The following is a 13,102-nucleotide window of genomic DNA, read 5'->3' on the forward strand; positions in this document are numbered from 1 at the left end:
TCAGACGTCGAACATATCCAGACGAACCGGGTTGGCTTTGGCCACCTTGTCGAGTTCCATCAGGACCGAAAGAACTTCGGGGAGTTTGTTCAACGGAATTTGGTTCGGACCATCACTGATGGCCGTCGCCGGGTTATCGTGGGTTTCGATAAACAGTGCCGCGATGCCAACCGCAACGGCCGCACGTGCAAGCACCGGCGCGAATTCGCGCTGGCCACCTGATGTGGTGCCCTGACCGCCCGGCTGTTGAACCGAATGGGTTGCATCAAAGACAACTGGATAGCCCTGACGGGCCATGGTGGGAAGTCCGCGGAAGTCTGTAACGAGCGTGTTATAGCCAAAGCTGGTTCCACGATCGCACAGCATAATATTTTCATTGCCGGTGGCAGCAATATTGTTGGCGACATTGGCCATGTCCCAAGGCGCCAGGAATTGCCCCTTTTTGACATTAACCACGCGCCCGGTTTTGCCCGCCGCCTGCAAAAGATCGGCCTGACGGCACAGGAATGCAGGGATCTGCAGGATATCGGCAACTTCGCCCACGGCCGCACACTGATCAGGCAAATGCACATCGGTTACAATCGGAAGGCCGGTCTTGGCTTTGACTTCAGCCAGAATATCAAGCCCCTCGGACATGCCAACACCGCGTTTGGATGTGGTGCTGGTCCGGTTGGCTTTATCAAACGAGCTTTTATAGACAAGCCCGATGCCCATCCCCTCGGAAAGTTCCTTGAGGGCAATGGCCATTTCAAGCGCATGCGCACGGCTTTCAATCGCGCACGGGCCCGCCAATACAGCAAACGGCCGGTCATTGGCGATTTCGATATTTCCGACTTTAACGGTTTTGATTTCGGTCACTTCACTGACTTTCACTCAGGGCTTCAGGCACGCAAGCGATTGAATTGGATCACACCAGACGACTGCGCTCTTTGGCAGCCTTGATGTAGGACACAAACAGCGGATGCGGATCAAGCGGACGCGACCGCAGTTCCGGGTGGAACTGAACGCCGATAAACCACGGATGATCCGGATATTCGACGATTTCCGGCAACCGCCCATCCGGCGACAGGCCCGAGAATTTAAGCCCTTTTTCCTCAAGCTGCCCCATGAAGTTTACGTTAACTTCATAGCGATGGCGATGGCGCTCAAGAACGGTTTCACTGGCATAGATGTCACGCGCACGCGATCCGTCAACCAGTTTGCACTCGTAATTGCCAAGGCGCATGGTGCCACCAAGATCGTCTTCATCCGAACGTCGCTCAACCGACCCACCATCTTTGGACCATTCGGTCATCAGACCGACAAGCGGTGTTTTCGTCGGACCAAATTCAGATGACGATGCATCTTTAAGGCCCGCCAGGTTACGCGCCGCCTCAAGAACCGCCATCTGCATGCCAAAACAAATGCCAAAATACGGCACCTTGTTTTCACGGGCATAGCGCGCAGCGGCAATCTTGCCTTCTGCGCCACGCTCGCCAAAACCACCCGGCACCATGATTGCATCAAGCTTGGACAGGATTTCGCTAACGTCGCCCTCTTTTTCAAGCGCGTCTGACGCAATCCATTCCAGCTTAACCCGGACCTTATTGGCAATGCCGCCATGAGTAAGGGCTTCGGTCAGGGATTTATAGGCATCGGGCAACTGAATGTATTTGCCAACGATCCCGATGGTGACCTCACCTTCCGGATTGCGGATGGTGTTGCAGATTTCATCCCACGGACGCAAATCAGGGTCCTGTGCCTGCAGGCCGAAGTGATGAAGCACTTCGTTATCAAGACCATACTGGTGGTAACTGATCGGCACCTGATAGATGTTATCAACATCATAGGCCGGGATAACAGCCGCTTCGCGCACGTTACAGAAACGCGCAATCTTGCGACGCTCATTGATCGGAATTTCACGATCACACCGGCACAGAAGGATATCGGGCTGAATACCAACACTTTGCAGTTCCTTGACGGAATGCTGGGTTGGTTTGGTTTTAAGCTCACCGGCCGATGAAATATACGGCACCAGTGTCAGATGCATGAACAAGGTCCGGCCATCGCCAAGATCATTGCCCATCTGACGAATGGCTTCAAGGAACGGCAGGCTTTCGATATCGCCAACCGTGCCGCCAATTTCGACAAGCACGAAATCCTCGGTCGCATCGGACTGAACGAATTCCTTGATCGCGTCGGTAATGTGCGGAATGACCTGCACCGTCCCGCCAAGGTAATCCCCGCGACGTTCGCGCGCAATCACATTGGAATAGATCCGCCCGGTGGTCACGTTATCAGAACGGCGCGATGACACCCCGGTGAAACGTTCATAATGGCCAAGATCAAGGTCGGTCTCGGCCCCGTCTTCGGTCACATAGCACTCACCGTGCTGATACGGGCTCATGGTGCCCGGATCAACGTTGATATACGGATCAAGCTTGCGCAACCGAACGGTAAAACCACGTGCCTGTAGCGAGGCACCCAAAGCAGCCGACGCCAGGCCTTTGCCCAACGAAGAAACAACGCCACCGGTGATAAAGATATAACGAGTCATTTCTTTGCCTCATCTCAAAGCACAAAGCCTCGGTTCCAATGCAGTGCATCATGAACCGGGAAATACAACAATCAAAAAATGAGGCGGCAAGTTTGCCGCCTCGGGTCGTCGGTTATTTTGTCTAGCGGGTCGGAGCCGCGGGCCCGGTATCCTCAGCGGGTTCAGTAACCGCTGGGGCATCCGTGGTCGCCGAGGACGATGCTGCCGGAGCCTGTTCCAAGATGGAAGCTGGCTTGGTGTGGCTATTGGACTGGAGGGCCAGGATGATGCTGGTGATCATGAACGCGCCGGCCAGTATCGCAGTCGTGCGGGTCAGCAAGTTTGCAGCACCGCGTGAACTCATCACGCCAAAACCGCCGCCGCCACCGCCGCCGCTGTTACCACCGATACCAAGCCCACCGCCCTCGCTGCGCTGTACGAGAATGACGGCAATCATGCCAAGCGCGAGAAGAAGGTGAATTACCAGAATAACTGTTTGCATGGTGTCGAAACTCTTGTCCTAACTTCCGATCCGAACACAACCTGCCCCGGATCGGGCATAAATTTGATGCGTATTTAACCCGTTTTATGGCTGTTGGCTAGGCGCAAGTTTCAATAATTTTCCAAAAATCATCAACCTTGAGGCTGGCCCCGCCGACCAAAGCACCGTCAACATCTTCGACAGCAAGCAATTCCGCCGCATTGGACGGTTTGACCGAACCACCATAAAGAATACGGAATTCATCACCGTCTTCAAAACGTTCAACAAGTTCGGCACGAATTGCCGCATGAACCTCGGCAACTTCGGCGACACTGGCCGTGCGCCCGGTGCCAATGGCCCAGACCGGCTCATAGGCAATAATCGTGTTTTTCGCCGTCGCCCCATCGGGCACCGACACGGCAACCTGACCATTAACCACCGCAAGTGTCGCCCCAAGATCACGTTCCTGTTCGGTTTCACCGACACAGACAACGGCGGCCAACCCCGCATCATGCGCGGCAATGGCCTTCAGACGGATGGTGGTGGAACTTTCATCGTGATCGGCACGCCGTTCGGAATGCCCAACAAGAACATAACCTGCACCAATGTCAGCCAGCATCGGGGCGGCCACATCCCCGGTATGTGCGCCCGACGTCGCAACATGGCAATCCTGCCCGCCAACCATAACAGCACTGCCTTTGGTCGCCGCAACAACCTCCGACAAAAGAGTTGCCGGTGGACAGACAAGAACGTCACAGTCCAAAGTCCCGCGTTCGCCCGCCTTGGCCGCAAGGGCCGTGGCCAGCGCGACACCATCCGCGCGCAAACAGTTCATTTTCCAGTTTCCGGCGATCATGGGACGGCGTTGGGTCATGGATGTGGTCCTCTTGCTGGGTCAGGGTCAAACAGGTTCGGTATCTCTAACAAATGCGTCGTCGGGCGCATAGCCCGGTTACGATCCGTTACATTCTATCTTGATACGCGGTTTCTAGCACGCGGCATGCTCTGCGCCAAGCCCCGGAAACGGTGGTGATATGGCCCTTGTTTTGTCCTGCTTATTTGTTCTATGTAATCGGATGTTGCCGGGGGTACCTCTCGCCATTAAGATGCGCGACAATTCCGAACCGGGTTCCGTACCGTGACGGACAAAATTATAACCTGTCGAGACACCATTTCGACACCAAACCACGAATTGTTAGGCTTATTCATATGCTTGCTGGCATTCGCAAATTTTCGAAATCAATCTTTGCCAAAATCATCTTTGGCCTGATTGCATTGAGCTTCGTCGGCTGGGGCCTCAATGCGTCCATGCTTGACCTTGGAACATCACGTCAAGTCGCGGAAATCGGCAATCAGTCGATCACCCCCGTCGAACTGGACCGCGCTTTCCAGCGCAGTGTTCAGAACATGCGTAATGTGTTTGGTCCGAACTTTAACCAGCAGCAGGCCGTGCAAATGGGCCTCCTGAACAATACGGTTCAGTCACTGGTTTCCCAGAAGATCATGCGTGAAGACGCACGCGACAAGGGCATTGGCATCAGCGATGAAAAAGTCCGTGACGCGATCTTTGCCTCGGACAATTTCAAAGACCCGGCAACCAACCAGTTCAGCCGTGATCGTTTCATGCAGTCGCTTTATGCCGCGGGTTACACGGAACAGGAATTCATCGACGGCGTGCGTGGCGACCTTATGAGCCAGCAGATCGTTGGCAGCCTGACCGGCACTGCCGCAGTTCCTGAAGTGATGGCACAGCAGATCGTTTCATATCGGAACGAACAGCGTTCTGGGTCATTCTTTACCCTTAACCGCGCAGAATTTGACGACATCGCAACCGCCGATGACGCCACCCTTCGCAAATATCACGAAGACAATGCCCAGCAGTTTACCGCACCTGAAACTCGTGACGTCACCTTGGCGACACTGTCTTCTGCGGATCTGATCAGCACAATCAACGTGACCGACGCAGAAATCCTCGAATCCTATAACCAGCGCATTGCCGAATTCCAGACACCGGAAAAACGCACCGTGCAGCAGATCCTGTTTGCACCGAACGAAGAACAGACTGCCCAAGACGCTTACAAACGTCTGCAAGAAGGCGCTGACTTCATGGATGTCGCCAAAGAAGCCGACATGGACAGTTCTATGGTTAATCTGGGTGAATTCACTGCCAATGACATTCTTCCTGATTTGCGCGATGCAACCTTTGATCTGCCTGAAGGTGGTGTTTCCGAACCGGTTGAAACCGCACTTGGCTGGCATATCCTGCGTGTTCCGTCGATCACAGCTGGCAAAACCCAGTCACTTGATGACGTTCGCGACACCGTTGTTGATGGCTTGAAACAGTTCAAAGCCGAAGACGCGATCTATGATCTTGCCGTCACCTTCGACGAAGAACTTGGTGCAGGCACCCCGATCAAAGATGCCGCACGCGAGGTCGGGGCAAAAACCTATGACCTGTCGGGCGTTGTCCGTGGCGAAGGTCTGGCCGGTCAAACCATCGATGGTTCGGATGAAATCAACGCCAAAATCTTTGAACTCGAAGGTGGCGAAGAAAGCCTGCTTGAAGAAACTGCAAACGGTGTACGCTATGTCCTGCGGGTAAACGAGATCACCCCGTCAGCCTTGCGTCCGTTTGAGGACGTACGTGACGAGGTTGTGACCGCATGGACAACCGATGAACGTCAACGCCTGATGCTTGCCAAGGCCGAAGAACTGGCCAATGACATCAACAACACAGGTGCTGACATCGCCACCACGGCGGCCAATGATGGTGCGGAAGTCAAACAAAGCGGCCTGACCAAACGTGACGGCAATGGACTTAACGATGGCGTAAGCCCATCTGTTGCCGCTGCCCTGTTCTCGCTTGAGGATGGCAAGGCCAAAGCACTCCAGACCAGCGAAAACGTTGTCATCGTCAAACTTGATGACATCAAGGCTGCCAATACGGACACCGCTGATGCGGCCCCTGTCACCGATGAGCTTAAACAAGCCATCAATCAGGACATCCTCGCGCAGTATCTTGATTACCTGAACGAGGAAATCTCGGTCAGCATCAACAACAGCGTGATCAACGAGCTTTATGCGCCCGCCGCGGCAAACTGATCATCCAACGCAAAGGGCGGCCTGTTTAAACAAGCCGCCCTTTTTCTTATGAAAATCCACCCACACCAAAAGACCGGAAATCGGACATCCCCATGGAAATCAAACCGGATTTCACCAGTTTCAAGCAAAATTATGAAAACGGCATTTCGCAGGTTCTCTCGACAGCGCTCACCGCGGACCTCGATACACCTGTCTCGGCTTTCCTTAAAATTGCCGACGGCATGCCCAACACCTATTTGCTTGAATCTGTTGAAGGCGGCGCTGTTCGCGGACGTTATTCGTTCCTTGGCCTGAAACCCGATCTGATCTGGCGGTGCTTTGGCGACCGCGCCGAACTCAACCGCCGTGCCATGGCCGATGCCGATGCGTTTGTCGCCGAAAAAGACGCCCCGCTCGAGAGCTTGAAAAAACTGATGGCCGAAAGCCACATTACCCTGCCCGACAATATGCCGCCCATGAGTGCCGGTCTTGTTGGCTATATGGGCTATGACACAGTGCGTCTGATGGAAAAACTACCCGACAGCAACAAGGATGAACTTGGTGTTCCTGATGGCATTTTTATCCGCCCAACGGTCACGGCAAGCTTTGACACCATCGCAGACACCGTAACCGTGGTAACCCCGGTCCGTCCTGAAGACGGCATAAGCGCCGATGCGGCCTATGATCTGGCCTGTGCGCGCCTCAATGACGTGGTTTTACAGTTTCAGCGCAATCTGTTTATCGACCGGCGTTCGAAATCGGTGCCCGACACCCTGCCCGACCCCAAGGTCAGCGTCGACGAAGCCGGGTTCCATAAAATGGTCGATCAGGCCAAGGAATATATCCGCGCAGGCGATATCTTCCAGGTGGTGCTGTCACAACGCTACACGTTGCCCTATCAGCTCCCGCCTTTTGCGTTTTATCGTGCGCTGCGCCGGATCAACCCGTCGCCGTTCATGTTCTATCTGGATATCGGCGGGTTTCAGGTGGTTGGTGCCAGCCCGGAAATTCTGGTGCGCCTGCGCGATAACGAAGTCACCATTCGCCCGATTGCCGGTACCCGCCGCCGCGGTCATACACCCGAAGACGACAAAGTCATGGCGCAGGACCTTTTGGACGATCCCAAGGAACGCTCAGAACATCTGATGCTGCTTGATCTTGGCCGCAACGATGTGGGCCGGGTTTCCATGCCCGGAACCGTACGCGTCACCGACCGCGAAAAGATCGAGTACTACTCCCACGTCATGCACATCGTTTCCAACGTCGTGGGTGAAGTGGACGAAAAATACGATGCGATGGATGTACTCAAGGCCGGTTTCCCGGCGGGCACCGTCTCGGGCGCGCCCAAGGTCCGCGCCATGGAAATCATTGATGAACTGGAATCGGTCCGTCGCGGTATTTATGCCGGGTGTATTGGCTATATTTCCGCCGATGGCTCAATGGATACCTGCATCGCACTGCGCACCGCCGTGATCAAGGACGAACAAATCCACATTCAGGCCGGGGCTGGCATCGTTGTCGACAGCCAACCCGAACTCGAAGACAAGGAATGCCGAAACAAGGCAGGCGCGCTTATGGCTGCGGCTCGCGAAGCCCATCGCTTTGCCTAAGACCATTTAGTTCAGAACGATTTCGCACCACAAAGGGCCGCATCATGAATGCGGCCCTTTGTGGTAAATGGATGATTGTTGTCAGTCCGGCGGCTAGCCTGTCGCACTTTGCGTTGTACGCCTGAGAACCTCTGTCGCCGGGACAAGCACAAATCCCTTGGCTTTGAGCGATGGAATCCAGTTTTGAAGTGCTTTGAGCGTTCGGTCACGTGGATGGCCAATGGCAATGGCGTAGCCCTGCTTGGCGGCAACCCGCTCTATTCTTGCCAGCATATCAGCGATTTTGGCGTCATCATCGGCGTCATCAATGAACACATCACGGGTGATGGCGGGCACGCCAAACTCATTGGCAGTTGAAAAACCAACCGATTTGGCGCTGGTGCGTGAATCAAGGAACATCAAACCCCGCGACTTCATGACTTCCATGACGGTCTTCATGCGTTCCGGGTCGGATGTGAACTTGCTGCCCATGTGGTTATTAACCCCGACATAACCGTCAAACTGATCCAGCATCCATGTCATTTCGTTTAAAATCGTTTGCCGGTCATACTTCGCCAGCAAGGCATGCGGCCCCGGATCAACCGATGCCGATGACGGTTCCATGGGCATATGCAGCATCACTTCATGGCCTGCCTTACGCGCAGCATTGACCTGTGGCTGCAAATCGCGGGCATAGGGCAGATATGAAATGGTGACCGGTCCGGGAAGCAAGACGGTGCGTGCCGTACGCGGTTGGTCAAGCCCCGCATCATCAATGACAATCGCAATCACCGGCGCATTTCCGGCATTCGGGGCAAGGGCGGCATATTTGCGCCACGGCGCATTCCTGTCACTGTCCGGCGCAACACCGTGATCTGATCCACTGTCACCGGGAAGAATATCTGGTTCCGGTTTGGTCTCACGGGGCTTGGGTGCCGCCGCCGTTTCAGGCGCAGCACCTTCTGTCTCTTCCTCGTTACCAACAAGATAGCCCGTCCGACCGCGTGTCGGTGTGTCTTCCGAAAGCTTGTAGTCCTTGCGCAGTTTTGGCGTCGGAGCCGGTTCGGCCAGGGTATAATCCGGGGCCTTTTGATCGACGGCACGACCAAATTCATCCGAGGCGCGGTCAAGTTCAAGCATGCTGCCAACCGCAATGATCGCCGACAGTGTCCCGGCCACAAAAGCCCCGCCCAGCATCAGGCGACCAATACCGCCCGATTTCTTTTTCGGTGCAGACTTCTTGCGGGTTGTTTTTTTGGGTGCCGCCTTTTTACGTTTGGCGGGTTGTGCCCGACGTGCCACGTGGTCGTCTCCAGTCTTGTTTGCCCGGCCTCGTTTACCGGATCGTGCTACCCATATGGTGATTATAGACCGATCGTGTCGGCTGTTGTTTTGCTGCTTTTACACCGCGTCTGGTTAGCACCCTGTTAACCCCGGACCATCACCACCCCATACAGGCGAAAAAATCCTTATCCTGCTTCCGCTTGACGTGGCCGCAGGTGCGTTTATTCTCTGGCGACCTTGAATATGCATAGGCCTTTCCCGCGATGTATCTCCTCATCGACAATTACGACAGCTTTACCTTCAATTTGTGGCATTACCTGCGCGAACTCGGCCCCGAGGTCGAAGTGCGCCGTAATGACGAAATCACGGTTGATGAGGCTCTTGCGCTGAACCCCGAAGGCATTGTGATATCACCCGGCCCCTGTGATCCGGAACGGGCGGGCATTTGCCTTGATCTGATCAAGGCGGCCGCGGGCAAGGTCAAACTTCTGGGCGTGTGCCTTGGCCATCAATCCATTGGTCAGGCCTTTGGCGGCAAGGTCATCCGTGCACCAAACTGCATGCATGGTAAAACCGATGCCATGAACCACAACGCGACAAGTGTGTTTGACGGGCTGCCCAGTCCGTTTACAGCAACACGGTATCATTCCTTGGTCATTGAACGCGACACCCTGCCCGATTGCCTTGAAATTACCGCCGAAAGCGAAGATGGTCTGATCATGGGGGTGCGTCATAAAACCCATCAAATTCATGGCGTTCAGTTCCATCCCGAAAGCATCGCGTCAGAACATGGCCACGCATTATTAAAGAATTTTATCGATTTTACCGGCGCATGACCCTGCACCGGACCGCAAACCGAGGACACCTGTATGTCGACTGATTATGATCTCAAGGCCATCTTGGCCGAAGTCGCAACTGGCGAAAAGCTGAACGAAAAACAGGCCGAACAGGCCTTTAACGTTCTGATGTCGGGTCAGGCTACCCCATCACAGATGGGCGCGTTCCTGATGGGCTTGCGCCTGCGCGGCGAAACGGTCGATGAAATCACCGGGGCGGCCCGCGTCATGCGCGCCAAGGCGACCGGGATTATTGCACCTGAAAACGCGGTTGATACCTGCGGCACTGGTGGTGATGGCAGCGGGACCTATAACATTTCAACCGCAGCCGCGATTGTAGCCGCTGCTGCCGGTGCGACCGTTGCCAAACATGGTAACCGTGCCGCATCCTCCAAATCGGGATCAGCGGATGTTTTGATGGCGCTGGGGGTTAATCTTGATGCCGACATGGCGCTTCTGGAAAAGGCGCTTAAAAACATCAATCTGTGTTTCATGATGGCGACCCGTCACCATTCGGCCATGCGCCACGTCATGCCAACCCGGGTTGAAATGGGCACACGCACCATCTTTAACCTTCTGGGCCCACTTGCCAACCCGGCCAAGACAAAACGTCAGGTTCTCGGCGTTTTTGCCCGTGAATGGGTCGAACCGATTGCCAACGTTTTGAACCGTTTGGGATCGGTGCATGCATGGGTTGTTCATGGTCATGACGGGCTTGATGAAATTTCAACCACCGGGCCGACTTTTGGTGCCGAAGTCAAAAATGGCAAGGTCACGACCTTTGAAATCAGTCCGGGTGACTATGGCATTGAAACCGTAACCCTTGATGCACTTAAGGGTGGCGATGCCGATGTGAATGCCAAAGCCATTCTTGACCTTCTGGCCGGTCAGAAAAGTGCCTATCGCGATATCGTTTTGATGAATGCCGGTGCCGCCCTTGTGGTCACCGATATCGCAAGCGACCTTGCAGACGGCATTCAAAAGGCTGCCGACGCCATTGATAGCGGCAAGGCTGCAGAAACGCTGCAGGGCCTTGTTACGATCACCAACGAAGGAAACGCAGCGTGAGCGACGTACTGACCAAAATCTGCACCGACAAACGCGATCACGTTGCGGCCTGCAAGGCGCGCACGACGCTTGGTTCCCTTGAAGCTGCGGCCAATGAACAGTCTGCACCACGTGGATTTATCAAGGCGCTTGAAACGTCGGTGGCCGATGGTCGCTATGGCCTGATTGCCGAAATCAAGAAAGCCTCCCCGTCAAAGGGACTTATTCGCGCCGATTTTAATCCGCCGGAACTGGCCAAGGCCTATCAGGCTGGCGGGGCGAGTTGCCTGTCGGTATTGACCGATGTGCCGTATTTTCAGGGCGATGACAGCTATCTGGTCGCGGCCCGTGCTGCTGTGGATCTTCCGGCGCTGCGCAAGGATTTCATGATTGATCCCTATCAGGTGACCGAGGCGCGTGCACTGGGTGCCGATTGCATTTTGCTGATCATGGCGGCTCTTGAAGATGCTCAGGCTGCTGAGCTTGAAGATGCGGCCCGTGCGCTTGGCATGGATGTTTTGATCGAGGTCCACAACGCTCCGGAACTTGAACGGGCGCTGAAATTGAAGTCGCGGCTGATCGGGGTGAACAACCGCAACCTCAAAACCATGGAAACGTCGCTGACCACCACCGAAGAACTGGCCGCCATGGTTGACGAGGACCGTTTGCTGGTCGCCGAAAGCGGTCTGTTCACACCAGATGATTTGTCGCGCATGGCAAAGGTCGGCGCGCAATGCTTCCTGATTGGCGAAAGCCTGATGCGTCAGGACGACGTTGCCACGGCCACCCGCACACTACTTGGCCTCGCGGCCTGATTGGGATCGGACAGTTTTATGGCAGACAAACTTTCCCATATTGATGCTGGCGGTAACGCGGTGATGGTCGATATTTCGGGCAAGGCCGATACCACGCGTATCGCCATTGCCAAGGCCCGCGTTCTGATGTCTGCCGAGACATATGCGCTGATCGCAAATCACGGTCATAAAAAGGGAGATGTTCTTGCCATCGCCCAATTGGCCGGGATTATGGGGGCCAAGAAAACCCCGGATCTGATACCGCTGTGTCATCCCCTGCCGCTGACTTCGGTGACGGTTGATCTTGAACTGGTTGACGGTGTTGATGCGGTTGATATTACCGCCACCTGCAAAACCACGGGCAAAACCGGGGTCGAGATGGAGGCATTGACGGCCGCGTCTGTCGCAGCACTGACCGTGTTTGACATGTGCAAGGCGGTCGATAAGGGCATGCAGATTACCGATCTGCGCGTGACCCGAAAAGAAGGTGGCAAATCAGGCACCTTCGTCACGGATTAATCCCCTATTCGATTATTCACATATTTTGAATAATACCGGCTATTAAACACATTTGATGTAAAATCGTATCGATGCGCTTGACCTGCAAAAAGAACTAAAGTAGAACATCTATGTATTCTTTTTGTTCTTGTTACAGGTTCGGAAAATATCATGCTGACGCGCAAGCAATATGAATTGCTGGTCTATATCGACAATTACCTTCGCGATCGCGGTATCTCGCCTTCTTTCGATGAAATGAAGGAGGCACTGGACCTTAAATCCAAATCGGGCATTCATCGCCTGATTACAGGACTTGAGGAACGCGGGTTTATCCGCCGCCTTGCCCATCGCGCGCGTGCGCTTGAGGTCTTGCGCCTGCCAGAAAACAGCGATGATGATGCGCCCGAAACGCCAAACAATGTGACATCGCTTGCCAGTGCGCGCAAAACCCCGCATCGGCCGACAACGGTCCCGACGGCCTTTTCTGACAACAGTGACGCCATTTCGCTGCCGCTGTATGGCCGGATTGCTGCGGGTACCCCGATTGAGGCGCTGCGCGATCAAAGCACAATGGTGCAGGTTCCTGCCGCCCTTCTGGGAGCTGGAGATCACTATGCGCTTGAGGTCTCAGGCGATTCCATGATTGATGCCGGCATCCTTGATGGCGATACCGTGCTGATCCAGCGGTGCGAGCAGGCCCATGACGGCACCATCGTTGTTGCCCTGGTCGATGACAGTGAAGCCACGCTGAAGCGTTTGAAACGCGGGCGCGGTGAAGTCATGTTGGAACCGGCAAACGCGCGTTATGAAACCCGATCCCTGTCACCGGACCGGGTTCGTATTCAGGGGCGTCTGGTGGGACTTTTGCGCCAGTACTAAGGCAAGCCAGACTACGCCCTGCCCCATACATACACCTGTTTCTTGTTTCGCCCGGCTTTGATGAAGTCCGGGCGAAATTCATTTGTATGATGATTTAT

General features: G+C 54.8%; 12 protein-coding genes. 7 read left to right on the forward strand and 5 right to left on the reverse strand.

Annotated features, from left to right (window positions below; all coding sequences use genetic code 11):
* The 4 genes from kdsA to tpiA form a co-directional block, all read right to left on the reverse strand.
* On the reverse strand, nucleotides 1-858 hold the full coding sequence (kdsA, locus tag AMM48_RS02595; RefSeq protein WP_102782978.1) for a 3-deoxy-8-phosphooctulonate synthase: 858 nt from the start codon (nucleotides 856-858) through the stop codon (nucleotides 1-3).
* Between the two features lie 49 nt (nucleotides 859-907).
* Nucleotides 908-2,536, reverse strand: a complete 1,629-nt coding sequence (locus AMM48_RS02600) for a CTP synthase (protein ID WP_022732343.1) — start codon at nucleotides 2,534-2,536, stop codon at nucleotides 908-910.
* 121 nt (nucleotides 2,537-2,657) lie between these two features.
* Nucleotides 2,658-3,017, reverse strand: coding sequence for a preprotein translocase subunit SecG (secG, locus tag AMM48_RS02605; RefSeq protein WP_101300590.1), 360 nt, complete (start codon nucleotides 3,015-3,017; stop codon nucleotides 2,658-2,660).
* Nucleotides 3,018-3,114: 97 nt separating this feature from the next.
* A complete protein-coding gene (gene tpiA / locus AMM48_RS02610) occupies nucleotides 3,115-3,870 on the reverse strand; it encodes a triose-phosphate isomerase (protein WP_102782790.1) in 756 nt (251 codons plus the stop codon).
* A gap of 335 nt (nucleotides 3,871-4,205) precedes the next feature.
* Here tpiA and AMM48_RS02615 point away from each other — a divergent pair, with 335 nt between their 5' ends.
* Nucleotides 4,206-6,098 (forward strand): peptidyl-prolyl cis-trans isomerase, encoded by a 1,893-nt coding sequence (locus tag AMM48_RS02615; RefSeq protein ID WP_102782791.1) that lies wholly within the window; start codon nucleotides 4,206-4,208, stop codon nucleotides 6,096-6,098.
* Between the two features lie 92 nt (nucleotides 6,099-6,190).
* Nucleotides 6,191-7,687, forward strand: a complete 1,497-nt coding sequence (gene trpE, locus AMM48_RS02620) for an anthranilate synthase component I (protein ID WP_102782792.1) — start codon at nucleotides 6,191-6,193, stop codon at nucleotides 7,685-7,687.
* A gap of 93 nt (nucleotides 7,688-7,780) precedes the next feature.
* On the opposite strand, the gene AMM48_RS02625 is transcribed toward trpE, so the two are convergent.
* On the reverse strand, nucleotides 7,781-8,968 hold the full coding sequence (locus tag AMM48_RS02625) for a divergent polysaccharide deacetylase family protein (RefSeq protein WP_102782793.1): 1,188 nt from the start codon (nucleotides 8,966-8,968) through the stop codon (nucleotides 7,781-7,783).
* A 245-nt stretch (nucleotides 8,969-9,213) separates the two neighbouring features.
* Here AMM48_RS02625 and AMM48_RS02630 point away from each other — a divergent pair, with 245 nt between their 5' ends.
* From AMM48_RS02630 to lexA, 5 genes are all read left to right on the forward strand, one after another.
* A complete protein-coding gene (locus AMM48_RS02630; protein WP_102782794.1) occupies nucleotides 9,214-9,786 on the forward strand; it encodes an aminodeoxychorismate/anthranilate synthase component II in 573 nt (190 codons plus the stop codon).
* Between the two features lie 33 nt (nucleotides 9,787-9,819).
* On the forward strand, nucleotides 9,820-10,854 hold the full coding sequence (gene trpD / locus AMM48_RS02635; RefSeq protein ID WP_102782795.1) for an anthranilate phosphoribosyltransferase: 1,035 nt from the start codon (nucleotides 9,820-9,822) through the stop codon (nucleotides 10,852-10,854).
* Complete coding sequence (gene trpC / locus AMM48_RS02640) at nucleotides 10,851-11,648, forward strand: indole-3-glycerol phosphate synthase TrpC (protein ID WP_102782796.1); 798 nt, start codon at nucleotides 10,851-10,853, stop codon at nucleotides 11,646-11,648. The genes trpD and trpC overlap by 4 nt, the downstream gene beginning before the upstream one ends.
* An 18-nt stretch (nucleotides 11,649-11,666) precedes the next feature.
* Nucleotides 11,667-12,146, forward strand: coding sequence for a cyclic pyranopterin monophosphate synthase MoaC (gene moaC, locus AMM48_RS02645; protein ID WP_102782797.1), 480 nt, complete (start codon nucleotides 11,667-11,669; stop codon nucleotides 12,144-12,146).
* 150 nt (nucleotides 12,147-12,296) lie between these two features.
* Entirely contained in the window at nucleotides 12,297-13,004 is a 708-nt protein-coding gene (gene lexA, locus AMM48_RS02650; RefSeq protein ID WP_102782798.1) for a transcriptional repressor LexA, read from the forward strand.
* The last annotated feature ends 98 nt before the right edge of the window (nucleotides 13,005-13,102 follow it).

Source organism: Thalassospira sp. GB04J01 (assembly GCF_000751115.1).
GTDB lineage: Bacteria > Pseudomonadota > Alphaproteobacteria > Rhodospirillales > Thalassospiraceae > Thalassospira > Thalassospira lucentensis.

What these genes read in the sequence shown, in the direction of transcription:
- moaC (WP_102782797.1), top strand. Translation starts at nt 11,667, where the DNA reads ATGGCAGACAAACTTTCCCATATTGATGCTGGCGGTAACGCGGTGATG.
- AMM48_RS02630 (WP_102782794.1), top strand. Translation starts at nt 9,214, where the DNA reads ATGTATCTCCTCATCGACAATTACGACAGCTTTACCTTCAATTTGTGG.
- secG (WP_101300590.1), bottom strand. Translation starts at nt 3,017, where the DNA reads ATGCAAACAGTTATTCTGGTAATTCACCTTCTTCTCGCGCTTGGCATG.
- trpE (WP_102782792.1), top strand. Translation starts at nt 6,191, where the DNA reads ATGGAAATCAAACCGGATTTCACCAGTTTCAAGCAAAATTATGAAAAC.
- AMM48_RS02615 (WP_102782791.1), top strand. Translation starts at nt 4,206, where the DNA reads ATGCTTGCTGGCATTCGCAAATTTTCGAAATCAATCTTTGCCAAAATC.
- trpD (WP_102782795.1), top strand. Translation starts at nt 9,820, where the DNA reads ATGTCGACTGATTATGATCTCAAGGCCATCTTGGCCGAAGTCGCAACT.
- lexA (WP_102782798.1), top strand. Translation starts at nt 12,297, where the DNA reads ATGCTGACGCGCAAGCAATATGAATTGCTGGTCTATATCGACAATTAC.
- AMM48_RS02600 (WP_022732343.1), bottom strand. Translation starts at nt 2,536, where the DNA reads ATGACTCGTTATATCTTTATCACCGGTGGCGTTGTTTCTTCGTTGGGC.
- tpiA (WP_102782790.1), bottom strand. Translation starts at nt 3,870, where the DNA reads ATGACCCAACGCCGTCCCATGATCGCCGGAAACTGGAAAATGAACTGT.